Annotated in this window: 23 protein-coding genes and 2 pseudogenes; 21 read left to right on the top strand and 4 right to left on the bottom strand. The window is 48.2% G+C overall.

Annotated elements, in window-relative coordinates; translation table 11 throughout:
• The 8 genes from ACE5KN_RS13555 to ACE5KN_RS13520 all read left to right on the top strand — a co-directional run bounded on the left by ACE5KN_RS13555 (position 1) and on the right by ACE5KN_RS13520 (position 10403).
• Complete coding sequence (locus ACE5KN_RS13555) at positions 1–2094, top strand: amylo-alpha-1,6-glucosidase (RefSeq protein ID WP_375524845.1); 2094 nt, start codon at positions 1–3, stop codon at positions 2092–2094.
• 34 nt (positions 2095–2128) lie between these two features.
• Complete coding sequence (locus ACE5KN_RS13550; RefSeq protein WP_375524846.1) at positions 2129–3382, top strand: ABC transporter substrate-binding protein; 1254 nt, start codon at positions 2129–2131, stop codon at positions 3380–3382.
• Positions 3383–3405: 23 nt separating this feature from the next.
• Positions 3406–4305, top strand: coding sequence for a carbohydrate ABC transporter permease (locus ACE5KN_RS13545; protein WP_375524847.1), 900 nt, complete (start codon positions 3406–3408; stop codon positions 4303–4305).
• A gap of 13 nt (positions 4306–4318) precedes the next feature.
• A complete protein-coding gene (locus ACE5KN_RS13540; protein WP_375524848.1) occupies positions 4319–5146 on the top strand; it encodes a carbohydrate ABC transporter permease in 828 nt (275 codons plus the stop codon).
• Between the two features lie 185 nt (positions 5147–5331).
• Positions 5332–7170, top strand: a complete 1839-nt coding sequence (locus tag ACE5KN_RS13535) for an HSP90 family protein (RefSeq protein ID WP_375524849.1) — start codon at positions 5332–5334, stop codon at positions 7168–7170.
• A 2-nt stretch (positions 7171–7172) separates the two neighbouring features.
• Positions 7173–8225 carry a hypothetical protein gene (locus ACE5KN_RS13530; RefSeq protein WP_375524953.1) on the top strand — a complete coding sequence of 351 codons (1053 nt, stop codon included), beginning with the start codon at positions 7173–7175 and terminating at the stop codon, positions 8223–8225.
• Positions 8226–8411: 186 nt separating this feature from the next.
• Positions 8412–9431, top strand: coding sequence for an SPFH domain-containing protein (locus tag ACE5KN_RS13525; RefSeq protein ID WP_375524850.1), 1020 nt, complete (start codon positions 8412–8414; stop codon positions 9429–9431).
• Positions 9432–9452: 21 nt separating this feature from the next.
• Positions 9453–10403 carry a diacylglycerol kinase catalytic domain-containing protein gene (locus ACE5KN_RS13520; RefSeq protein ID WP_375524851.1) on the top strand — a complete coding sequence of 317 codons (951 nt, stop codon included), beginning with the start codon at positions 9453–9455 and terminating at the stop codon, positions 10401–10403.
• Between the two features lie 125 nt (positions 10404–10528).
• On the opposite strand, the gene ACE5KN_RS13515 is transcribed toward ACE5KN_RS13520, so the two are convergent.
• Positions 10529–11266 (bottom strand): SDR family oxidoreductase, encoded by a 738-nt coding sequence (locus ACE5KN_RS13515; RefSeq protein ID WP_375524852.1) that lies wholly within the window; start codon positions 11264–11266, stop codon positions 10529–10531.
• 202 nt (positions 11267–11468) lie between these two features.
• Here ACE5KN_RS13515 and ACE5KN_RS13510 point away from each other — a divergent pair, with 202 nt between their 5' ends.
• On the top strand, positions 11469–12050 hold the full coding sequence (locus ACE5KN_RS13510; protein ID WP_375524853.1) for a TetR/AcrR family transcriptional regulator: 582 nt from the start codon (positions 11469–11471) through the stop codon (positions 12048–12050).
• Positions 12051–12075: 25 nt separating this feature from the next.
• Complete coding sequence (locus tag ACE5KN_RS13505; RefSeq protein WP_375524854.1) at positions 12076–12711, top strand: VC0807 family protein; 636 nt, start codon at positions 12076–12078, stop codon at positions 12709–12711.
• A gap of 181 nt (positions 12712–12892) precedes the next feature.
• Here the strand turns inward: ACE5KN_RS13505 and ACE5KN_RS13500 are convergent, their stop codons facing one another.
• Both ACE5KN_RS13500 and ACE5KN_RS13495 read right to left on the bottom strand, forming a co-directional pair.
• On the bottom strand, positions 12893–13072 hold the full coding sequence (locus ACE5KN_RS13500) for a hypothetical protein (RefSeq protein WP_375524855.1): 180 nt from the start codon (positions 13070–13072) through the stop codon (positions 12893–12895).
• A gap of 148 nt (positions 13073–13220) precedes the next feature.
• Positions 13221–13385, bottom strand: a pseudogene (locus tag ACE5KN_RS13495) (methyltransferase); the annotation flags it as partial.
• A 222-nt stretch (positions 13386–13607) separates the two neighbouring features.
• Between ACE5KN_RS13495 and ACE5KN_RS13490 the strand changes: the two are divergent.
• The 4 genes from ACE5KN_RS13490 to ACE5KN_RS13475 all read left to right on the top strand — a co-directional run bounded on the left by ACE5KN_RS13490 (position 13608) and on the right by ACE5KN_RS13475 (position 15982).
• Positions 13608–13841: a hypothetical protein gene (locus ACE5KN_RS13490; protein WP_375533088.1), complete on the top strand. Its 234-nt coding sequence runs from the start codon at positions 13608–13610 to the stop codon at positions 13839–13841.
• 367 nt (positions 13842–14208) lie between these two features.
• Positions 14209–14400, top strand: a complete 192-nt coding sequence (locus tag ACE5KN_RS13485) for an SDR family NAD(P)-dependent oxidoreductase (protein ID WP_375524856.1) — start codon at positions 14209–14211, stop codon at positions 14398–14400.
• Between the two features lie 186 nt (positions 14401–14586).
• The gene (locus ACE5KN_RS13480; protein ID WP_375524857.1) at positions 14587–14883 is read left to right on the top strand and encodes a dehydrogenase; all 297 of its coding nucleotides are present in this window, start codon (positions 14587–14589) and stop codon (positions 14881–14883) included.
• A gap of 61 nt (positions 14884–14944) precedes the next feature.
• Entirely contained in the window at positions 14945–15982 is a 1038-nt protein-coding gene (locus ACE5KN_RS13475; protein WP_375524858.1) for an aldo/keto reductase, read from the top strand.
• Positions 15983–16194: 212 nt separating this feature from the next.
• Here ACE5KN_RS13475 and ACE5KN_RS13470 read toward each other — a convergent pair.
• A pseudogene (locus ACE5KN_RS13470) lies at positions 16195–16485 on the bottom strand (PhzF family phenazine biosynthesis protein); the annotation flags it as partial.
• A gap of 436 nt (positions 16486–16921) precedes the next feature.
• On the opposite strand from ACE5KN_RS13470, the gene ACE5KN_RS13465 reads away from it, so the two are divergent.
• The 7 genes from ACE5KN_RS13465 to ACE5KN_RS13435 are packed head-to-tail and all read left to right on the top strand — an operon-like array spanning position 16922 to position 24129.
• Positions 16922–17809 carry a MurR/RpiR family transcriptional regulator gene (locus ACE5KN_RS13465; RefSeq protein ID WP_375524859.1) on the top strand — a complete coding sequence of 296 codons (888 nt, stop codon included), beginning with the start codon at positions 16922–16924 and terminating at the stop codon, positions 17807–17809.
• Positions 17810–17828: 19 nt separating this feature from the next.
• Complete coding sequence (locus tag ACE5KN_RS13460) at positions 17829–18911, top strand: ABC transporter substrate-binding protein (protein WP_375524860.1); 1083 nt, start codon at positions 17829–17831, stop codon at positions 18909–18911.
• 49 nt (positions 18912–18960) lie between these two features.
• Positions 18961–19821, top strand: a complete 861-nt coding sequence (locus ACE5KN_RS13455; protein WP_355316097.1) for an ABC transporter permease — start codon at positions 18961–18963, stop codon at positions 19819–19821.
• Positions 19821–20597 carry an ABC transporter permease gene (locus ACE5KN_RS13450; RefSeq protein WP_375524861.1) on the top strand — a complete coding sequence of 259 codons (777 nt, stop codon included), beginning with the start codon at positions 19821–19823 and terminating at the stop codon, positions 20595–20597. Before ACE5KN_RS13455 ends, ACE5KN_RS13450 begins: the two co-directional genes overlap by 1 nt.
• A gap of 15 nt (positions 20598–20612) precedes the next feature.
• The gene (locus ACE5KN_RS13445; RefSeq protein ID WP_375524862.1) at positions 20613–21692 is read left to right on the top strand and encodes an ABC transporter ATP-binding protein; all 1080 of its coding nucleotides are present in this window, start codon (positions 20613–20615) and stop codon (positions 21690–21692) included.
• A 21-nt stretch (positions 21693–21713) separates the two neighbouring features.
• Entirely contained in the window at positions 21714–22934 is a 1221-nt protein-coding gene (locus ACE5KN_RS13440) for a M20 family metallopeptidase (RefSeq protein ID WP_375533087.1), read from the top strand.
• Positions 22935–22947: 13 nt separating this feature from the next.
• On the top strand, positions 22948–24129 hold the full coding sequence (locus ACE5KN_RS13435; RefSeq protein ID WP_375524864.1) for a M20 metallopeptidase family protein: 1182 nt from the start codon (positions 22948–22950) through the stop codon (positions 24127–24129).
• Positions 24130–24229: the final 100 nt, after the last annotated feature.

Below are 24229 nucleotides of genomic sequence, written 5' to 3'. Positions count from 1 at the left end.
ATGGATTACAGAGTGATTAAGGAAAATGATTTGTTCATGCTCTCTGACAAAAAGGGCAACATTCCGCAGGATCATCCGTATGGATTGGGTCTTTATATGAAGGACACCCGTTTTCTCAGCAAGCTGGATCTAAAAGTGAATGGACAGGATCTGGTGCTTCTTTCATCCGATGGGGCGAACAGCTATTTATCCACCATATTAATGACCAATGTACATATGGAAACAGAGAGCAAGCTTGAGCTGTGGCGGGAATCTGTCGAGATTGAGAGAAAGCGTTTTATTTATGATGATGTTTTGTATGAAAGCATCAAGCTGACCAATTATTATCCCAAGCCAGTCACATTCCAATTGAGTGTGCATATGGATGCGGATTTTATGGATATGTTCGTGGTCAGAGGTTTTCAACATGGCGAATTGGGCAGACGAACGGGGAATATCAACGGACCCCGAACGGTTAGTTTCCACTATGAAGGTGCAGACCATATCAAACGGACCACGGTCATTTCCTGGGACCGTCAGGAGGAAACCGCCAACGATGGCGATGTCATGTTTAACGTGAGCTTGGCTCACGGGCAGACGGAGACGATCACCTTCACGATACAGCCGCAAATTGGAGAGGTGAAGCACAGGCATGTTTCATCTCCACAAGCCGCAGTGGAACTGCTGCAGCAATCCTATAATGCCTGGGCCAACAGGATTACGAAAGTGCAGACCGATTATAAGCCATTACAGAGTCTGATTGATCGGGGATTGTCCGATTTGCGGATTTTGCTGACCGATTTGGGATATGGATCTTTCCCGGTGGCCGGTCTGCCGTGGTTCGGCGTTCCTTTTGGCAGGGACAGTCTGATTGCAGCTTTGCAGATGCTGCCTTTTGCTCCTGAAGTGGCGAAGGGCACCATTCGAACGCTGGCCTCCACACAAGGAAAAGCCGTTGATCCGTGGCGGGATGAGCAGCCGGGTAAAATCATGCATGAAATCCGTTATGGAGAGCTGGCAAATACGAATCAGGTTCCATTCACGCCTTATTATGGCACGATTGATGCGACTCCGTTATTTCTGGTGCTCATTGCGGAGTACGTAAAGTGGACAGGTGATTTGTCCCTTGTCCGGGAACTGGAGCAGTCTATTGAGGATGCGCTGCTGTGGATTGACCGCTACGGCGACAGGGATGGGGATCAGTTTGTCGAGTACCATCAGGAATCGAGCAAAGGCATCGCGAACCAAGGATGGAAAGATTCAGCCGATTCCGTCGTACACCGCAATGGCGACTATGCCCAGACACCAATTGCCCTGAGTGAGGTTCAAGGATATGTCTATCAGGCCAAACAGGGGGTTGCGGAGCTGTATGAGGCGCTCGGGCGCATCGGGGAAGCCGATCGGCTGCGTAAGGAAGCCGAGGCATTGAAGGTAAAATTTGATGAACAATTTTGGATGGAAGATGTACAGTATTATGCCATTGCATTGGATGGAAACAAGCGACAGGTCGGCACCATTACCTCCAATCCGGGACATATTTTATTGACAGGTATGCTGGATGAAGTAAAAGCCGAAGCCGTTGCGAGGATGCTGGTATCCCCCGTCATGTTCTCCGGTTACGGAATTCGTACGATGGGTGCGGGTGAGGCTGGTTACAACCCGATGAGCTATCATGACGGAAGCATTTGGCCGCATGATAACAGCCTGAGCATTCTCGGTCTCAGCAAGACCGGTCATCAAGAGGAGGCGGGCGTGGTGATGACGGGATTGATCGCTGCTGCCGAACATTTTGAATACAACCGTCTGCCGGAGCTGTTCTGCGGTTATGACCGGTCCATCGGCAGAGCGGTTCTTTACCCTGTGGCTTGTTCTCCGCAGGCATGGGCTGCCGGTACGCCTCTGACCTTTGTACAGGCACTGCTCGGTTTATTTCCGGACGGAATCCACCGCAAAATCCATTTGTCGCCGACGCTTCTGCCAGACATGAACGAACTTTCCGTGTCCAATATCGCCATCGGCGACGGTATCCTTTCGATCAGAGTTGAAAGAGCCGGGACAGAATTGAACTGGAGCATCACGGAAAATACGACAGGTTATGAGATTGTGACAAGATAACCAAAGCCTTCGATACGGAAAGGAGATGACCCGTATGAACGTGTTCAGACAGATCGTGGCCCTCGCGGCCACGATCACAGTTATCGCCGGACTCTTGACCGGCTGTGGCGGAAATGAGAAACGTGCCGACGGAAAAGTCGAAATTACCTTTGCCGGATGGGGTTCCACTCCGGAAGAGAGCAAGCTTCTGGAGGAGCTGCTCGCCGATTTTGAGAAACAGCACCCGAATATTAAAGTCAAGCATGAAGTCATTGCCGATCAATATATGGATGTGATCAAAACAAGGCTGATCGGAGGCAAGGGGCCTGACGTGTTTTATCTGGACGCGATTGAAGCACCGGCTCTGATCGAAACAGGGGTGCTTGAGCCGCTCGACCGATTCATAACGGATGACTTTGATGTGGATGATTTTGAAAAACCGATGATTCAGGCTTTCCAGCAGGGCAATCAAACATTCGGGCTTCCGAAGGGTTATTCGACGCTGGCGCTGTTCTACAATAAGAAAATGCTGAATAAAGCCGGGGTACAGGTTCCAGAGACATGGGATGAGCTGCGTGAAGCCTCCAGGAAGCTGACGACTGGCAATAAAATATACGGCTTTGGACAAAATCCGGAGCTCGCCCGTACCTTTTTTATAGCACAATCGCTGGGAGGTCAAGTGGTTAAGGATGGCAGGGCGAATTTTACGGACCCGGCAGTGTTGAACGCTCTCCAGCCTTATGTTGATCAGCATTTGACGGATAAAACGGCTGCGCAGCCAAGCGATGTGGGGGCAGGCTGGACAGGAGAAATGTTCGGGCAGGGAAAAGCGGCGATGGTGCTGGAAGGTAACTGGGCGATCCCGTTCCTGCAAAGCACATTCCCGAAAACCGATTTCGGGACGGCGGAAGTGCCGACAATTCATGGTAAAAAGGGGACGATGGCTTTTACCGTCGCTTACGTCATGAATGCGGCATCCGAGAAGAAGCAGGCTTCCTGGGAGCTGATTTCGTACCTAACGGGCAAAGAGGGGATGAAAGCCTGGGCAAGCAAAAAGTTTGAGCTTCCGACGCGGAAATCGGTCGCCGCAGAGCTTGGCTATGATAAGGACCCTCTGCTGGGACCACTAGTCAAGGGAGCGCCCTACGCCACAGTATGGTCAGCAGGTTCGACACTGCCGACGATTTTCAATAACTTCAATAACCAATTTGTAAGCGCTTATATCGGAGAGCGGTCATTACGTGAAGCGCTTGAGGATGCACAGGCTCAGGCTAACGAGGAAATCGAGTTTCAGCTGTACGATCAGTAGTTCGAACAAGGAGGATCCAGGTCATGGGAATCAAGCATTCGCGAAGAGCGCTTAAAGAGGCGATACAGGGGTATCTATTCCTGCTGCCGACTTTGTTTGTTTTGCTGACTTTTATCGTTGGCCCGATTTTTTACGCATTATTCCTCGCTTTTCACAAGGTACAGCTCCTTGGAGGGCAAGGCTTCGATTTTATCGGTCTTAGAAATTTCTCCCGCATTACGGTGGATCAGCGGGCGCATATTGCTATTTGGAATACCTTGAAATATGTCGTTATCGTTGTACCGATACAAACCATTTTGGCGATGGTGCTGGCGGCCGTGCTGAATGCGGGGGTGAAAGGCCAGAAGTTTTTCCGTATTATTTATTTTCTGCCAACGCTGACTTCGTCAGCCGTTTTAACCCTGATCTTCATGTGGATGTTCAATCAGAGCGGATTGATTAACGAAATGCTGAGCTCTATCGGCCTGCCCACGTATAACTGGCTGGGGGACCCGCGAGTGGCATTGAATGCCATCATGGGCATGAACATCTGGTCTACGGCGCCATTTTACATGATCATCTATTTGGCGGCGCTTCAGGATATTCCGGATTCACTGTATGAGGCTGCCGAGCTGGACGGGGCGAACGCCTTCAAGAAATTTATGAGCATTACGGTGCCCAGCCTAAAGCCGGTTACTTCCTTTGTCATCATCATGGGACTGATCGGAACCTTTCAGCTGTTTGACCAGTCCTATATTTTCTCGGCCGGGTCCGGGGGTCCGAATAACTCGACGCTCACCGTCGTTTTGCTGATTTATCAATATGCCTTCAAAAATATAGGAACGATGGGTTATGCCGCCGCACTTGCCATGACGCTAGCCGTCATTATTATGATTGCGACATGGCTGCAGCGTAAGTTTGCGCAAGAAGAATCTTTAAATTAGGGAGAGGTGTATCATGATCAATCGCCAAAAAATCGGCAACGTGTTGCTGTACATCATTTTGGCCGCGTATGCGGTTGTGACGCTCGTCCCGTTCTTCTGGGCGCTGTCATCGTCTTTCAAAACGCTGGAAGAAATCGTAAGCGGCAGCTTCAGCTTCCTGCCGGAAGTATTTACGCTGGATAACTACAAAACAATATTCATTCAGGAGCCTTTATTCGGGCGCTGGCTGTTTAACAGTGTCGTGATCGGTGTGATCGTTACCGGGTTGAACCTACTGTTCAACTCGATGGCGGGTTATGCGCTTGCAAGATTAAACTTTCCGGGGAGGAATCTGCTGTTTGTCGTTATTCTCGGGGTGCTGATGATTCCGGCGCAGGTTACGATGATTCCGAACTTTTTGATCCTGAAAGGATTCGGCTGGCTGGACACGTATCAGGGCATGATCATTCCTTCCATGATCAGCGCGACTTACATCTTTATGATGCGCCAGTTCTTCGTCAGCTTTCCGAAAGAGCTGGAGGAGGCGGCCGAGATTGATGGTTTGAGCCGGATGGGAGCTTTTTTCCGGATCGTGCTGCCGCTCGCCCGGCCGGCGATGGCCGCGCAAATTATTTTCGTGTTCATGGGCTCCTGGAATGATTTCATGAAACCGTTGATCGTTATGTCGAGTCCGGAGATGTTCACCCTGCCGCTCGGCTTGAACACGTTCAAAGGCCAGTATATCAGCTACTGGAACTATATCATGGCCGCTTCCATGATCTGTACAGTTCCGGTATTGATCATTTATGCCTTTTTCAATCGTTATTTCATCAAAGGCATTACGTTTACAGGCAGCAAATAGAGGATATGATGGTGTGTCTTTCATATTCTCGCAAAAAATACACGGAAGCAGGCCGCTTAATAATCACAAGGGCCTGCTTTTTGCATTAAGCAGGTCCTATTGTTCGGGCCAGGATGTGTAGTTATACTTTTATCTGGAGGTATTTAACGACAGGTGAGATAGACTTGAGGATTGGAGCGAGGAATATGAAGCAGCAGGACAATTACCGCTTTCAGGTGAATTTAAGCGGAATGATCAATATTTTATCCAATCATTTGTACAGCAGCCCTAAAGTGTTCTTGCGGGAGCTGCTGCAAAATGCCGTCGATGCCGTGACCGCCCGAAAGGGGATGGAGCATGACTATGAAGGAAGAATTCATATTGAGCTTGCAGGTACGGGAAGCGGAGCGACTTTAATGATGGAGGATAACGGTATCGGACTGACCGAGGATGATGTGCATCAGTTTCTTGCCATGATCGGGCAGTCCTCCAAGAGAGGGAAGGACCTTATCATGGAGGAGACTTCCTTTATCGGCAGGTTTGGAATAGGATTGCTGTCCTGCTTTATGGTCAGCGATGAAATCGTCATGCTTACGCAATCTGCTAAAGGCGGACCTTCGCTCGAATGGAAAGGGAAGCCGGATGGTACGTACAGCATTCGCGAGCTTGAAACAGCCCTTTCACCGGGGACGAGGGTGTATTTACGCTGCAAGCCCGGTTGTGAGGTTTATTATGAAACGGAGAACGTGGAAAAATGGCTTTATGATTACGGGGCGCTGCTTCCTTATCCGATTGAACTGCGGACAGAACGGTTTGAACAAGTGGTGAACCCGGCGGTCCCTGCCTGGATTGCACAGCCTGAGCTGGCGCGCGGACAGCGTAACGAGGTGCTCCGCTTTGGAGAAAGTCTGCACGGCGAGCGGTTTGGCGACTTCATTCCGCTGCGTACGTCTTCCGGCAGAACAGGCGGCATTGCTTATGTTCTGCCGCAGGCTGTCAATCTGCACGCGAAAAAGAATCACCGTGTCTATTTGAAGCATATGCTGGTGTCTGATCAAGCGGAGAACATATTGCCGGAATGGGCCTTCTTTGTGAAAGGAGTCATCTGGAGCGATGAGCTGCAGCCAACGGCTTCCCGCGAACATTTTTATGAGAACGAGAAGCTTGAGGAGGTTCGCGCCGAGCTTGGTGAATCCATCCGCGCCGAGCTTATGCGAATGGCGGAATATGATCCTGACCGGCTGCGTCATATGATCCAGCTGCACGCATTATCCATGAAGGCGCTGGCGGTGGAGGACGGGAATTTTTATCGCATGATTCACCGTTGGCTGCCGTTTGAAAGCACTTATGGGCGGCGCGAGCTGGGTGAGCTGATCGATGATAACCCAAATTTATACTTTACGGCGACACTGGATGAATACCGTCAGATCACACACGTGGCGGCGGCACAATCGTTATTGGTCGTAAACGGAGGTTATATTTACGACGCGGAGCTGATGGCGAGCCTGCCTGCCATTAACGCGAAGGTGCGTACCGAGCGTCTCCTTCCGGAGGACGTGTCGCTAACATTTACGGACATCACTGCCGAAGAAAGAATGAGGTACTACGAACTGACACGTATGGCGGATGCCGCATTGCAGCGCTTCCGCTGCCGGGTTCAGCTGAAACGGTTCAAGCCTGTGGAGCTCCCGGCCCTCTTCACCCTGTCGAAGGAGTCCTCCGAGTTCCGTTCCTTAAAAGCAGCGGAAGAGGCAAGCCCTGATGTGCTGTCGTCGGTACTGCATTCGCTGGGCTCCTCGTTCAATCCGGAAGCGGCCTATTCGACGCTGTATTTGAATCTGGACAACCCGGTCGTGGCCCGCATCTTCATGCCGGTGAATGCCGGGGGCCTGGTCAATACGGTTGAAATGCTGTACGTGAACGCCCTGATGATGGGGCATTACCCTTTAAACAGGCAAGAGATGAGTGTGCTGAACCAGGGAATTCTGCGCTTGATCGAAGCCGGCCTGGCGGCTGATGCGCAAAAAGGAGGCGGTCCGCAGTGACAATGAATATGGATTTTGATGATTTAATGTTCGAGGCGTACGATCTGCCCGGCGGCAGAGCAAAAATTGAACTGCTGGAGGAAGCCGTTAAATTAGCGGACAGTACCGGCAATGTTGAACAGGGATTTGAAGCCCGTTTTGAGCTGGTTGAAGCGGCGACCTTTAACGGTTATCCCAAGAAAGCCCTGGTGAACTTTTCCTGGCTGCTGGGCCAGTTCGATAAAGACCCGGACAGCTATGACGGGTACAATTTGCTGTGGTCGTACAAGTGGATTATTGATAAGATTGCCTGCTTCCCGGAAATTAGCCGCACGCAGATTGACGGCCTGTTGGAGGACATGAAGAAACGCTACCGCGAACATGGCTATAATGACCGTACATATTATTATTACCGGATGACTTTGGCCCTCCAGTATGGCGAGCTTGAGGATGCGGGGCGTTTCTTCAGGGAAATTCAAGCCATGGACCGTGATGAGATGAGTGATTGTGCAGCGTGCGAGCAGGATCAGTTTGTCAAATACTATGTCCTGGCAGGAGACGATCAGCGGGCGATTGAAACGGCGGAGCCGATCCTGTCAGACCGGATGAGCTGTGCCGAGGTTCCACATGTCACTTACCCGCAGGTTTTGCTGCCGCTGTACCGGCAGGGCCGCTTGCAGGAAGCCGAGAAGTACCAACGGCAGGGATATCGGCTTATCAAGGGAGAGCGGGATTTCGTACTGCAAATCAGCCAGCATATCGCCTATTTAACGAAAACGGACCCCGTTAAAGGGCTTGAGCTCTTTGAACTGCATGCGCCGCTCGCTCTGGATCATGAGAATCCGCATGACCGGATGATGTTCAACGCCCATGCCTCCACCTTGTTCAAGCGACTGGCAGCCGAGCCGATGAATTTTGAGGTCAGATTGCCGGCGGACTTTCCTTATGCTGATGAATCAACGGATGTTGAACGTTTGTCGGAGCGATTCAGGGATATGGCCGTTACGGCAGCCCGGCAGTTTGATGAGCGCAACGGAAATCGCCATTATGAAAGTTCTATAGATAGCTTCCAATAAAAACGTAGACTCGGAAACCAAGGATGTCAGGGCTTGTAGCTCCTGGCATCCTTTTTCTTTGGGAAGATAAGGGAGAATTGTTCATAATAAATTGTAAATGTCATATTGAAATTATCAATTTAACATGTTATCCTTTGGATATTCATAACCGGGTTGACCCGGAAAAACGGAAGCGAGGGATCGCCTATGTTCGGCTTCAAATTTGTTAAATTTCAGCCCAGCGAGTATGTGATGAAGATGAAAAACGGAAAGGTAGTCAGGGAAGGTGTCGGTTTGTCCTTTTATTATTATGAGCCGACCACTTCGGTGGCCGTTGTGCCGGTGTCGTCGATTGATGTTCCGTTTATGTTCGAGGAAATGACGAATGATTACCAGAAGGTCACCGTGCAAGGACAGCTGACTTATCGAATCGCCGGTTACCGGAAAATGACGGAAATTTTGAACTATACCTATGATCTGAAGCATAAACGGTATTTGTCCGATGATCCGGGAAAGCTTGACCAGCGGATGATCAACATTGCGAAGGTGCGATTAAAAAAGTACCTGGAACGGATGCCGCTGCGTGAAGCGCTTCAATTCAGTGAACAGCTGGCGTTCAACGTCAGAAAGGAAGTGGCCCAGGACGAAGAGCTTGAAAATATCGGTTTGCAGCTGCTGGGTTTGTCGATTCTGGCCGTTCTGCCGAACAAGGAAACGATGCGTGCGCTGGAGGCAAGAGCGAGAGAGGAGATTTTGCAAAGCGCGGATGAAGCGCTGTATGAGCGGCGGAACGCGTCTATTGAGCAGGAGAGACGGGTCAAAGAGAATGAGCTGAACACGGAAATTGCGGTTGAGACGAAGAAGCAGCAAATCCGAGAAACGGAGCTTGCCGCAGAGCGTGCGATTTTGCTGAAAAGGAATGAAATGAAGGAGGAGCAGCTCCGGTTTGATACCGAGATGGAGGAGAAAAAGCGGGCGCTGATTGAGCTCACCGTCTCCAACCGCAAAGCAGAATCCGACGCCAAAGCCTATGAGCTTGCCGCCGTCATGAAGTCGCTTGAAGGGGTTAACCCGAATGTGCTGCAGTCGATGACCAATATGGACATGAACCCGGACAAGCTCATTGCGATCGCATTTCAGGAGCTGGCGGAGAAGGCCGAGAAAATCGGGCAGCTGAACATTACACCTGACCTGCTGCAGGGGCTGATGGAGAATCGGATGAGATGAGTTGAAAAGGAGGGTTACCCGATGAAGCAGCGGATGACGGAGGAGAAGATTGTGCTGATCAAGCGCAGGACACGGCTGGAGGAACTTGTGGCACGTTATAACACGATCAGCCAGGCGGAATTTTATATCCGGCGGCTTGGAGCGGACTTCAGCGATTATGCGGCTGAGGATCAGACCTACCAAAAGGCGGTAAGTCAGGCTCTGACCGGGCTGGAGAGTCTGGGGCGGGTGCAGGTCATTGACCGGGAACATGTGCCGAACTTTATTTTTGGGGAGCAGGATATCGTGGTTGTGCTGGGGCAGGATGGGCTTGTGGCCAACACGATGAAGTACCTGAAGGAGCAGCCGCTCATCGGCGTCAATCCCGATCCGCTGCGGTGGGACGGTGTGCTGCTGCCCTTTTCCGTCAAGGATCTGGGTAGTATTGTCCGGGATGTCATGGCACAACGGCGCATTGTTCAGGAAGTGGTGCTGGCCAAAGCGGAGCTCAATGACGGACAGACACTATACGGGGTAAACGATCTCTTCATCGGCCGTAAAACGCATGTATCCGCACGATATGAGCTGACGATTGCCAATCATACAGAGCGGCAGTCCTCAAGCGGGATTGTTGTATCAACAGGGCTTGGAGCAACTGGCTGGCTGAAGAGCGTTTTGGCGGGGGCTGCCGGCATTGCCGGCAGTGTTGCCCATTCCGAAGCTGCAGCTTTACCCAGTCTGGACATCGGGCATTTTCAATGGGATTCGCCTTATCTGCTGTTCACGGTTCGAGAGCCTTTTCCGAGCAGGTCAACGGAAGCAGGACTCGTCTTTGGGAAAATAGATGCCGGAAATCCGCTGCGAATCGTTTCACAAATGCCGGAAAATGGCGTCATTTTCAGTGACGGTGTTGAGGATGATTTTCTTGAATTCAATTCGGGTGTGGAAGTGAGGATTGGTCTTGCGGAACGGAAGGGACGGCTGATTGTATGAAAAGAGGAAAGCCCCAGTTCCACTGAACCAGGGACTTCCCTTCGTTTGTTGGGAGGTGTTCCGGGAACGATGCATTCCTCCCTTCGTAGTTCAAAAGGAATTTCTTGTTCCCATTTTGAAAAAGATTAATATGGACTCGCCGCTGGTCTCACGATGATCTCGCTTACGTCCACCTCGGCAGGCTGCTCGACAGCATACTGAATAGAACGGGCGATAGCGGACGCGGGAATGGCAATCCGGCGGTACTCCTTCATGAACTCGCGGGACTCCTCATCCGTAATGCTGTCGGCAAGCTCGGATTCCGTGACTCCCGGTGAAATCAGGGTGACGCGAATATCACCGCCGACCTCCATTCGCAACCCGTCGGTAATGGCGCGGACGGCATATTTGGTGGCACAGTATACCGCAGCGGTCGGCGTTACGCTGTACGCTCCGACGGATGCGACATTAATGAACTGGCCGAAGCCCTGCTGCTTCATGAGAGGCAGTCCGGCGGCAATGCCGTGCAGCACTCCACGGATATTGACGTCAATCATCCGGTTCCATTCATCGATTTTCAAGGCTTCCAGCGGTGAAAGGGGCATTACGCCCGCGTTATTCACCAGCACATCCACACGGCCGAATTTACTCTTCGCGAAGCTGATAAACTCATCCATCTGCTCCTTACTGGTGACATCCAGGGCGCAATATTCTGCAGCTCCTCCTTTGGAACGGATTTCGGCCGCGAGTGCTTCCAGCCTTTCCGTCCTTCTCGCTCCCAGGACGATACTGGCTCCCTGCTCGGCCAGCAGGCGGGCCGTCGCTTCACCGATTCCGCTGCTTGCACCTGTAATAACAACAACTTTTCCCTTAACATTGGACATTTGTGATTCTCTCCTTTGTTTTAAGCTTGTGTTCATTATGGAACATCCGGCTTTGCAGCCGATAGAAGATTCATCCCAAATCATTGCCGAATCCTCTCAGGGCAGCTGACAAAGGAGAATATTTTATTGTCCATTTACAAACCGACCGTCGGTATGTTATAAATGAAACAGATGAATGACTGATTGATACGGAGGCATAAATATGATTACCCCAACCTTTCAAACCATTATGTTGGCGGCGGAAGAAATTGTCCGCGAGAAGGGCTGTCAGCACACGACGCTACAGGCCATTATGGAACGGACGGGTTTGTCCAAGGGAGCCATTTACCATTATGTGAAAAGTAAAGATGAGCTTTTCGGCAAAATCCTTTTGCAATATATGGAGGAAACGAACCGTTCTTTTATGGATGCAGTCCAGCACACCCAAAACTATGAGACTTATGGGCCTGTCGAAGCCATCATGACCACAAACACCAAAAAGGACATCAGCAATAAAATTTTGATCTATCTCCTCAGCCAGCAGCATAACGAGAAAATCAGGAGTATTCTCGATGATCTGCACCGGAACTCGGTGGCATTCGCGGTGAGCTGGATCAAATACGGACAGGAAAATGGTGCAATTCCGGCTGATCTTGATGCGGAAGCTGCGGCATCCATGTTTGTTACATTTTCCTATGGTTTGCGTGTCAGACAATTAATTGACCCGGAGCCGGAGCAGCAGCATACGGCATCACAGGAGGTTATGAAGCTGATGATTGAAGCATTGAAACCGCGTGATCGTTAAATATGGCAGAAAGGGGCCTTTCATCATGAACCGCAAAAAGGTGTTTAAAGGAGTAGTTATAGCGTTCGTTATTAATGGGGTACTGCCCTTGCTCATTTACAAGCTGCTGGAAGGAAGGACATCCAATACGACAGCTTTGATGATTGCCATGCTCATTCCTCTCTGTGATACGCTGTATCATCTGATTGCGCGCAGAAAGCTCGATATTTTTGCGGCATTTATGGCTGCTGGCTTTATTTTGAGCCTTCTGGCATCACTGCTTGGGGGCAGCGAAAAGCTGATCCTGCTGCGTGAATCCTTTGTAACGGGCATTATGGGGGTGATCTTTTTAGGCTCCTTGCTGCTGGAAAAACCACTGATTTATCATTTTGCGCTGCGGTTTACCGTTGGAGACAGCCCGGAGCGGCAGTCTTCCTTTGCGGAGAACTGGAAGCTGCCCTATATCCGTAAAGTTTTCCGCATCATGACGCTAGGCTGGGGAATTGCGCTGGTGGCAGAGGCTGGAGTTAAAGGGATACTGGTATACACGCTTTCTACCACCTCGTTTCTGGCTGTTTCAAGTCTGGTGATGTACGGTTTTATCGGCATGGCCATCTTATGGACTTCCTTGTACCGCAAATCCGCACGCCGTTATCTGCAGTCTATCCGTGACGGTTTGTAAATGGAAGAAAACTTCAATGTATTTGACTTTAAACTGACAGAGGGGGATATGGCGAGAATCCGGGCAAAGATGGATTCAAAGATATTTCATTTTCCTTGATGGATTGGCTCATAGAACGAAGGCCGCTGTGACAGCGGCCTATTTTTGTGTACGAAGATATGAAGTATCAGATCATGAGGGATCAGGGCTTGAACTTGCGGGTCAATCGTTTCTTGTCCCGGTACATCCTCATCCAACGCTTGATTCTAGTCTCTTCCTTGCGTTCCTGCAGCACGGCCTTCATGCCACTAATGAGCAGCTCGGAACGCTGCTTGTCGTTACGACTGGTCCTGCGGAGCTCCTTAATAAAGTTGTCATCCATGTCCGTATCTCCAAAAGATTATAAATTTTCATTTATTCCAAGTTTGCTAATGTAATTATACAGAACACATGTTCTTTTTTTCGAGAACTCAAACCGGAATAATATGGAGAAATCGAAACAAGAGACAACCCATTCTGGAACGAAGTAGTCAGCCGGTTATAAGGCCCAGCACAAAGCTGTCATAGCCTTTGCTTCCTACCGTCTGGATGGCAGTGGCATTGATTCCGGGCTCCTCCGCCAGGAGGTCATAAAAGGCGCGCACCCCATGAATTCTGGGGTCAGTGCTGTGCTTATTTATAAGTTCGCCTTCCCGGTCCAATGGGCAAGTGCTGGTGTAAGCCTTGTATTTAGTGGCCATAGTCATTTACAAGATATTGCATCAACTGATGATAAGGAAACTAAAATTATTTATATGTTGCAGGTGGAGCACTATCTGTCTACCCTCATTTATTCGGAGCTTTGCATTACTCTGTGTCAAACCATACATTCAATTACTCTGTCAATCAATTAAATATAGATATTTGGGCTAAAGAATATGGAACAACTGAATCCGAACTTGTTACAGTTTGATCTTTTTAGCACCAAATCTTCTGAATCTTTATGGCAATATAAATATTTCAATATGTTGTCTAGTAAAGCTGAGTTCAAAAATTTCAGTGATTCGGATTTAAAGAGCATGGTGCAGACTATTGGATTAATGAATCGGATTATTTTGTCAGGGGCAAACCCTGTGCAAATACGTGAGTTGCTTACCTCAGAAAGTTATTAACTATGGAAAAGCCCCTAATGGCACTCCATTTAGAAGTTATATTATGAATATGGCTGAAATGGGAGAGAAAGATAATATAAATCTTCAAGTAACAATACCTTAGAGAAGAGGAGAAAAGAACACTAAAACCCTTTCTTTACCGAACGTTCTAAATATGTTATGCTGAACAAGCAAGAATAAGTTGTGCAACCATATGCAATAATTATTAGCATAGCTTGTTTCTTGAGTAGATACGTGATTATTTTTTTAGAACAATCATTCTTTAATTGGGCAGAGCTAAACGATAGTGCCATATGTTGGTCCCACTAGACGAGCATGTATGGAATCTATGCTTAGCTAAAAATACCCAGAAAAGTAGGGAAGTGTTATGAAAACAATCGTTATAGTTGATGCTGGTCCGGGCCTAGGCTTATCACTTGCTAAAACTTTTGGTCGGCATGGATTCCATATTGCCATGATTTCAAGAACACAAGAAAAACTAGATCAATACGCTGACAAGCTAAATGATTTGGGGATTGAAGCGCAGGGTTTTGCTGCTGATATTACAAATAAAATGTAGCTTACTGAGCTTTTCAACAAATAAAGAACACTTATGACACAATTGATGTTGTAGAGTTTAGTCCGCACAGTGGAAGTGTTCCTGTGACCCCTGTTCTTGAAATAACTGATGAGAGTGTTCTTCAGATTTTTGACAACGTAGTTATTGGCGCTGTTAACACAGCTAGGCAAGTTATTCCTGAAATGATTGAACGAGGCAGAAGGAGCACTTTTATTTACAAGTGATCTTTCCGCAATGAGCCCAAGCTCTCTATTTGGAAATACGGGTATTGCTATGTCAGGGTTGCGAAACTATGTTCTTAATTTACACGAACGCTTGCTTCCACTTGGTATATATGTTGGGCATTTATCTATTAGTCCTTTAATTAAAAAGGGCACAGGATTTGATCCAGATCAAGTTGCCGAAGCTTGGTATAGCATGTATGAGCAAAGAGAAGCTAAAGAAGACACTTTTCCTAAAAGTATTATGAAGGTTTTGATTTGAAAAAGCTTACGTTATTACAGTGCGTGTCAAAAATATTAATGGATGAAAGGGATGAGTAAAGATGGAATATCGTGTATTAGGTAGTACAGGTCTTAAAGTAAGTAGTTTTGTATTAGGTACTGGAACATTTGGTTTTTGGGGAAATAATACAAAGAAAGAGTGTGAGCCCATTGTGGACGAGGCTTTGGCTGCAGGAGTTAACCTGATTGACACAGCAGATGTCTACTCCAGTGGTCAAGCAGAAGAAATTGTAGGCGAACTATTAAAAGGTCGTAGAAATGATGTGCTCCTGGCAACTAAAGGTGGTCATCCCATGGGCAGTGGGCCAAATCAAAATGGGAGTTCAAAATATTGGATTAAACGAGCTGTAGAGGATAGTTTAAGAAGACTTCAGATAGATTATATCGATTTGTATCAGCTACACGTGCCAGATGTGCATACCGATATTGAAGAGACGCTTGATGCGCTTACGGATCTGGTCAGGGAGGGAAAAATTCGCTATATTGGTACATCCAACTTTCAAGCATGGCAAGTAACTGAAGCACAATGGGCTAGCGAACGTAAAAATTTGGCGCGTTTTGTTTCTGAACAGTCCCCGTATTCCATTTTAAACCGAAGTGTTGAATTTGATCTACTTGCTGCCACTGCAAAATACGGAATCGGCGTTTTGGTATGGAGTCCGCTTTCAGGTGGTTTATTAACTGGTAAATATAAGTTTGGAGAAGCATCTTCCTCTGACTCAAGAGCAGCCACTTTTGCAGGAAACTTAAAATCTATTGTTGATCCTACTCGGGAAGAAAATCGGTCCAAGTTTGAAGCTATTGAGAAGCTTCAGGTCCTTGCGGACGAAGTAGGGTTAACTTTACCGCATCTTGCCATGGCGTTTACGCAATCTCATCCATCCATAACTGCATCAATCATTGGTGCCAGAACGATTGAGCAGCTTCGTGAAACTTTAAAGGGCAGTGATATTCGCTTGAGTAATGATATACTTGATGCAATAGACGCGATTGTTCCACCAGGTGTGACCTTAGATGCGGTGGAGAAAGGCTGGGCTCCAGATTGGTTAGGAGCTGACAAGCGAAGAATTAAGGGGTAGCTCATTAATATAGTCACTATAATAATAAAACATAAAATCAAGCACATCTGCTTGATTTTATGTTTTGATTTTTTTTACTGCTCTTTGTCCATTTAAACAAATGAGGTAATTTATAAAAGTAATGCATTTATGCTTAATATAAACGGCTTTGATGCATTCTTCACGGTAAGGATTCAGCACCATCTATCGACGTAGGGAGCCATACTCTTTACTTACAACTGAAGATCGGCTATCGAGTATAAAACGGCAGAACCACTTATTTTTACTCTATCTCCAACGGATTTACAAAATAATGTTCCTCCACGCTTTGATAGTTGCCTAGCAAACATTTAATTTTTACCAAGACGATTTAACCAGAATGGAATGATGTAACAATGAGCTGAACCACAAACGGGATCTTCATTTACATTTAGCTTAGGGAAGAAGCATCTTGAAACAAAATCATAAGTTTCACTTTTTGCTGTAATTAAAACACCTAAGCCATCCGGAAGTTCTGTTAATTTAATTGCACTGTGACATACCTGGATAAAACGAAGAAGCGACCCACTCAAGGTTCCCGCCTGCGAGCTCACTTCTTCTACGATAACATTCTGCTTGGAGGAGTAAACCCATTCAAGCTGTTGTGCTGGGGACGGTTGGCGGACCGTCCTTATTTCTATTGTTAATGTACCATGCCCGTTTTTGTGCCTCAAGGCGATAATCGCTTATATAGTATGGAAAAATCCCCAGTCAGTACCGATCTCGGCTCCAATATATTTCCAAATTCCCTTTTGTGTTATTCGTATGTTAATTAACATAACATAAATGATACTATAGACTTATTTTGTGATAATTTTATTGACAATACAAGAGGTACAGCTTATTTTATAAGCATTACTCAGCAACATTAATTGTCGATTCAGCAACAAAAATTGCCAAGTTTATAGGAGGGAGGAACAAGTGGAAAATCACAAAAGCTTTTTTTCTGATCTTCAGAATGCTCTTCCATCAATGAGCGAAGCCAAACGGTCCATTGCGGAATATTTAATGGAAAATTGGCAGGAAGCCGTGTTTTTATCGGCTGGTAAAATAGCGAGAAAAGTGGGCGTGAGTGAATCAGTCGTTGTCCGATTTGCGCAGGATTTAGGGTATTCCGGCTTCCCCGAGCTTCAAGGGGTGCTGCAAACTATACTCCGCCACAGAATGACAGGTGTTTCGGATTCTCTGGCAAGTATCGAAGACGATCAAGAGCTTGAATCGATCACGGACAAGCATTCCCCGGAGGTCGTTCAGCTTAGCTACAATTTAACATTGAAAAATCTTCAAGCCACACTGTACAACAACGATTTTGAAACCATCCTCAAAGCTGTGGATAAGATCGTGAACTCCAGAAGGATCGTCATCATCGCCTCAAGAAATGCATTGGGGCCGGCAACGATTCTTGCCGCTCATTTGAATGAGATATTTACCAATACCCTTCTGGTTGCGGCCGGACTGGACGACATGTTCGATCACTTACGGCCTTTAACCGAGGAAGATTTGCTCATCACATTCGGACATCCCTCTTACAGTACGAATACGGTTAAAGCTGCAAAGTTTGCGGAAGCAAGAAAGGTTAAGCAGATTTCCTTTACCGATTCTTTATCAAGTCCTTTAGCTTTACCGGGCGTTACGGTTTTATTGACTTCTTTCCGGTCTTATTCGTTCGCCACCTCCCACGTTTCCACTGTTTTTTTAATTGAGATTCTGCTGCACATCATGACCAAGCGGGACAACGGCAAGGTGATTCGATCTGTGGAAGAAATCGAACTGCTGAATCGGACATATGGGTTGACGACTAACAATTGACAGAGGAGCTGACGCGGGTATGAACAACAAAACGACTGCTATGATTTGCAGCCTGCTGCTGGTTTTCACGGTATTGGCCGGTTGTTCGGGTACGACAAAGAATGCGGCTTCGGGCGGTGCGGAAGGAAAGCCGTACGAAGGTACAACACTGACAGTGGCTTCTTACGGCGGAGTATTTGATGAAGCGGTCAAAAAATATGTCATCACCAAGTTTGAGGAGGAAACGGGAGCCAAGGTCGTTCTGGACCCTTCCTATAACTATACGAAGCTTGCTGCCGACAACAAAAATCCAAGCGTCGATTTAATCGTTCTGGACGATGCCAGAGTCATTCAAGGAGGAGAAGCGGGCCTTCTGATTAAGCTGGACTCTTCCAAAATCAGCAACTGGAGCAATGTATATCCCGAGATGATTGATGCCAATCAGTACGGGATAGCATGGTGCGTCGGCTCCTACGGGATCGCCTATAACAAAGACAAAATCCAAACACCTCCGACCTCATGGAATGATCTGTGGAACCCTGAGTATAAGGGGAAAGTCGCGATTAATGATTTGGCTTCCGCCAACGGATCAGTTCAAGCCTTTGTCGGGATCGCCAAAATGAACGGCGGAGACGAAAAGAATATGGCTCCGGCCTTTGAGAAATACAAGGAACTTGCCCCGAACCTGCTGACCATTGCGAACAGCACCCCGCAAATGACCGATTTGCTCACCCGTGAAGATATTTGGATTGCGCCATGGTGGGACGGCCGCGCCCTGAATCTGGCCAGCACCAAAAGCAATATCGGGTTCGTTCGTCCCCAGGAAGGTGCTTATGCCACTATTGTGGAGACGGCCATTCCCGTCAATGCCAAAAATCAGGAGTTAAGCTATAAGTTCATCAATATGCTTCTTGAAGAAGATGCTCAACTGGGTTTTGCCAAAGACATGTTTTACGGCCCGACCAATAAAAATGTGAAGCTTCCCGACGATTTGGCCAAACAGGTCGTTTATGGAGAGGAAGGCATCAAGAGCCTGAAAAATGTGGATTGGAAGTATGTTGCGACAGTCCGCAGCGAATGGATCAACGAATGGAATCAATCGATTGTTCCTGCAATGAAATAATGCGGATGGGCAAGATTTTCTTGCCCATTCTTCCTATCGAGGTGAAGCAATGCGAGGGATCAAAACGTGGTGGCTTATTATTTTGCCTGGCCTGATATTGATGATTTTATTCTTTGTACTCCCGCTGATCTTGTTGTTCCGGTACAGCTTCTACGAGTTTGTTCCGGGCCAGTTCATGCAGCCAGGCTGGGTAATCGAGGCTTACAAGGGTATTTTCCATAATCCGACCTATTTTGAAGCATTGAAAAATACGATCTGGATCGGGATTAAAGTCGTCATTTTCTGTGCGCTGCTCGGATATCCGGTCGCCTATTTCCTGGCCAGGAAACAGTTTATGTTCAGGCAATTCGTTTCTCTGCTTGTCATCATACCGTTACTGACCAGCCCGGTGGTGACGGCCTTCGGTTGGGTGGTGCTGATATCCGACAATGGGCTTGTGAATCAAATTCTGATCAACACAGGGCTTATACATTCCCCTTTGAAAATGATGTTTAACGAAACAGGAGTCGTGATTGCGCTCATTCAATATTCCCTGCCCTTTATGATTCTTTCCCTCAGGTCGACGTTGGTGAGCCTGGACACGACACTGGAGGATGCGGCCAGCAGCCTGGGGGCTTCGCCATTCCGTGCTTTTGTTAGAGTCGTATTGCCGTTGTCCATGCCGGGAGTATTTGCGGGAAGCTTGCTGGTATTTATCAATACGATCAGCGCGTTCGTCACCCCCATGCTGTTGGGGGGCGGGAGAGTTCATACTTTAGCTGGGCTGATTTATGATGAGACGATGGTGACCTTGAATTGGCCTGTCGCCGCCGCGGCTTCCATCATTTTGCTGCTGATCACCATGGCGCTTCTTTGGGGCTACAGCCGTCTTATGGAATCCAGGCTTCTTGGGGGAGGTGGAAGAAGCTGATGGTTAAAGGCTTCTTTATTCTGTTAAGTGTTTTTGTATTTATCTATTTAATGTCCCCGATTGTTGTATTGATTGGAGCTGCTTTTAACTCTGAAGCTTATATGGCATTTCCGCCCACCTCTTTTTCAATTCGGTGGTTCCAGGTGATCTTCGAAGATACGGCGTTTATGAGCGCTTTGTGGACATCCGTGAAGCTCGGGATCATTTCCAGCGTCCTTTCATTACTGTTCGGCACCCTGGCGGCTTACGGTATTGAACGTTTACCCGCCGTGTGGAGAAACGGGATGAATGCCTTTTTTATGAGTCCTCTCCAATTGCCGGCTATTGTGCTGGGGATCGCCCTTTTCCAGTTGTTTAAAGGGTTGGGAGTTACCATGGGCTTCACGACGCTGCTGCTTGGCCATTTGATTTTGTGTATGCCTTATGCCATTCGCACGGTAAGTGCTGCATTGTTCCGGTTTGACAAGTCGGTGGAGGAGGCGGCTCTTACCCTCGGTGCATCACCGCTGAAGACGATGTGGCATGTAACGATGCCGATGTTGAAGCCGTCGCTGATTGCTTCGGCCATCTTCGGATTCGTCGTTTCCTTCGGCAATCTTTCGTTTTCCATGTTTATTTCCAGTCCCCGGGTCAACACCTTGCCGGTTCAGATTTTCGGATTTGTGCAGTACAGCCCTGACCCGAGGATTGCCGCCATTTCGGCAATCGTCATTGTGGTGACGGTAGTCATTCTTTATATTACCGAGAAGTTCGTTGGCTTGAATCGTATGTACTAGCAGGAGGGGTGCGGCATGTCTGATCTTGTTCTTAAGAATGTTTGCAAAAGCTACCATAAAGGTGAGCAGCAGGTTGTGAAAGGTGTCTCACTGGAAGTTAAAGCCGGAGAGCTGGTATCCTTCCTTGGACCAAGCGGTTGCGGTAAAACGACCATTTTGCGCATGATCGCAGGGCTGCTGCTGCCTGATAGCGGCACCATTCATATTCTAAATAAAGAAGTGGCCAAGCTGCCCTCTTATAAAAGAGATATCGGCATGGTATTTCAGAATTATGCGCTTTTTCCTCATTTAACTGTGCAGGAGAATGTAGCTTTCGGCTTGAAAATGCGCAAAACCGGCATGAACCGTACGGACATCCAACAGCAGACGGAAGCGATCCTGGAGACTGTGAATCTGAAAGGGTTCGGCAGCCGCTATCCGAAGCAATTGTCGGGCGGGCAGCAGCAGAGGGTCGCGCTTGCGAGGGCACTTGTTATTAAACCGGCTGTCCTGCTGTTGGATGAGCCGTTAAGCGCATTGGATGCCAAGCTCCGACATGAGACGAGGGAGGAGATCAAGCGGCTGCAAAGAGAACTGGGTGTTGCTACCGTATTCGTAACCCATGACCAGGAAGAGGCGATGGCGCTTTCGGATCGGGTAGCCGTACTGAGCAACGGGCTTATTCAGCAGTACGACAAGCCTGAAATGATCTTCGAGCATCCGGAAAATGTATTCGTTGCCCGTTTTATGGGAATTTCGAACATTTTTTCCGCCGTTCCCGCGGGAGATAACCGTTACAGGCTGGATGGTGATGTAATCATCGTTGCGGGCAGGAACGAACCGGATCTTCATTCCATAGGCATCCGCCCCGAGAAGCTCAAGGTTCGTCTGGATTCCAATGATATGCAAGAGCCCAACAGCTTTCGCGGAAAAGTGGTCCGCAGAAGCTATTCCGGTATGACGGTCAAGCTGGAAATTCAAGCAGTATCGGATTTGATGTTCACATCAGTCGTTCCGGCGGATTCGGAAGCGGCGAAAGCTGTGGAAGGCACTGCTGTAACGGTATATTGGCAACCGGAAGATACCTTGCTGCTTCGTCCGGAGAACGTACAATAAATTGAAGAATGGAGAATGGACATGGAAACGGTGGATACAGTAATCCAGGTTAACGACGATGAAATGATCAGTCTATTGAAAAGTATGATTCAGCATAAAAGCTACAGCGGCGAAGAAGGGAAGCTATCGCTTTTTATGGCGGATTATTTAAGGAATATGGGCCTTGAAGTGGAAATGCAGGAGGTCGTGCCGGGGAGATACAATATCATAGGGGTATTGAAAGGCACGGGAGGCGGTGAGAGTGTAATGTATAACGGCCACATCGATACGAATCCGATCGGATTGGGATGGACGGTGGATCCGCTTGCGGGATATGTCGATGACGAATGTATTTATGGAATCGGCGTGTCCAACATGAAAGCGTCGGATAGCGCATTCGTTGCCGCCGTCAAAGCGATCGTTGATTCGGGCGTTCGCCTGAAGGGCGATATCATTGTAGGCCTTGTAATCGGAGAATTGCAGGGCGGAATCGGTACGATCCATATGCTGGAATCCGGCATAAATGCAGACTGGTTTATTAACGGAGAGCCCACCGATTTGTCCTTGATGACCTTGCATGCAGGTGCTTGTGAAATTGCCATTCATGTCTACGGAGTAAGCCGGCACTTGTCGAAGGCGGAGCAAGGTGTCAATGCGATTGAGCAGGCGAAAAAAGTGATGGACGGTTTGGCGAGCCTGCAGTTCAGTGGGGCGACGAAACCGCAATATGCAGGCTTGAACCGTTACAATATTGGAGTGATCAGGGGTGGTCTCGGAGACGAGTATCATGAATGGAGAATTCCACAGCTGCCGGACAAATGCACGTTGAAGGTAGCTCTCCGTTTTGCGCCAAGCCAGACTGCGGAGAGCATTGTGGCGGATGTCCAAAATCTGCTAGACCGTCTTCATGTGGAGGACCCTGAATTTAAAGCCGAGATCGAGCTGCTGAACGGACCTGGCTATCCGGTTATGGGTTCTTTTGAAATCGACGAAAATGAAGCTGTTGTCCAGGTAATGCGGGCAGCGCATGAACGAATCACCGGGGCAAAGCCACGTGTAGGCGACGTTGCTCCATACAAGTTTTACGGCACAGACGCAGCGCATCTGCAGAAAGCAGGCATCAAAGGAGTGATCTACGGCTGTGGAGGCAAATACAACACCATGCCGGATGAGCGGGTTGAACTCAAAGATTTAAAGACATGCGCCAGAGTGTATGCCGCCTCTATCGTTGAAATTTGCAACTGTGAAAAGACCAGGCCATAAGGAGTGGTGCACCGTGAGCGATACATTATTTGCAAGGCTGGAGGAATTGTTTCCCGAAATGGTTGCTTGCCGACGGGATTTCCACATGTATCCGGAGTTATCTTTTATGGAAGAAGAAACACCACGGAAAATCGCTGCATTTTTAAGTGAACTGGGTTTGGAGGTTAGAACCGGGGTAGGAGGCAAGGGAGTCGTTGCTATGTTAAAAGGCGGCAAGCCGGGAAAAACGGTCGCACTGCGGGCAGATTTCGATGCCTTGCCCATTCAGGATCAGAAACAAGTGGAATATAAATCACGCATTCCCGGCGTCATGCATGCCTGTGGTCACGATATCCATACGGCCGCCCTGATGGGTGTAGCCAAAGTGCTGAGTGAAGTGAAAAACGAGATCAATGGCAACGTCGTTTTCATTTATCAATTTGCCGAGGAGCAAATTCCTGGCGGTGCCAAGCCCATGATTGAAGATGGATGCCTGATGGATGTGGATGTAATTTACGGAGCGCACGTCAGCTCGGCCATACCTGCGGGCATATTCAGCACGCTGGAAGGTTATGTTCATGCTGCCGGGGATACATTTGAGATTGAAATCATCGGCAAGGGCGGACACGGAGCGTCCCCCCACCTAACGATAGATCCGCTGATGGCAGGCAGCCAACTGGTCGTTGCCCTACAACAAATCGTAAGCCAGAGGGTAGACCCCATTCAACCCGCTGTTATTTCGGTAGGTACTTTTCATGCGGGCCAGGCCACCAACATTATCCCGGAGACAGCGACAATTACCGGAACAGTACGGACTTACGACGAGCAAGTGCGAGATTTTATTGAAAAGTCCATTGGCAAATTAGCATCATCCCTCTGTGAAGCAGCGGATGCTAAAGTCAACTATACGTATAGCAGAGGGTATCCTGCGTTATGGAATCATCCAGCAGAGACACAGCGAATAGAAAGGCTCGCCAAACGTATTTTCGGGGAAGAGCAGGTCAGGAAGTACACACCTTCCATGGGCATGGAGGACTTTGCTTATTACGTGAAAGAAATGCCCGGCAATTATTTCTTCATCGGTGGCCGAAATGAAAGCATAAATGCCGTTTATCCGCATCATCATACCCTATTTGATGCCGATGAGCGTTCCATGCTGGATATCGGAAAAGTCTTTATTGCCGCGGTTTTCGATTATTTGAAGCAGGGTCAGTGAGATTCAAAAAATTGTTCCTCTGATATTAGAATGTAAAGAAGACGATGTTTATTTGACTTTGAATAAACATCGTCTTTTTAGTCTTTTCTCCTCTTTATTA

The organism is Paenibacillus terreus (assembly GCF_042138595.1).
Classification (GTDB): domain Bacteria; phylum Bacillota; class Bacilli; order Paenibacillales; family Paenibacillaceae; genus Paenibacillus; species Paenibacillus terreus.
This window is presented reverse-complemented; position numbering and strand designations above follow the sequence as displayed.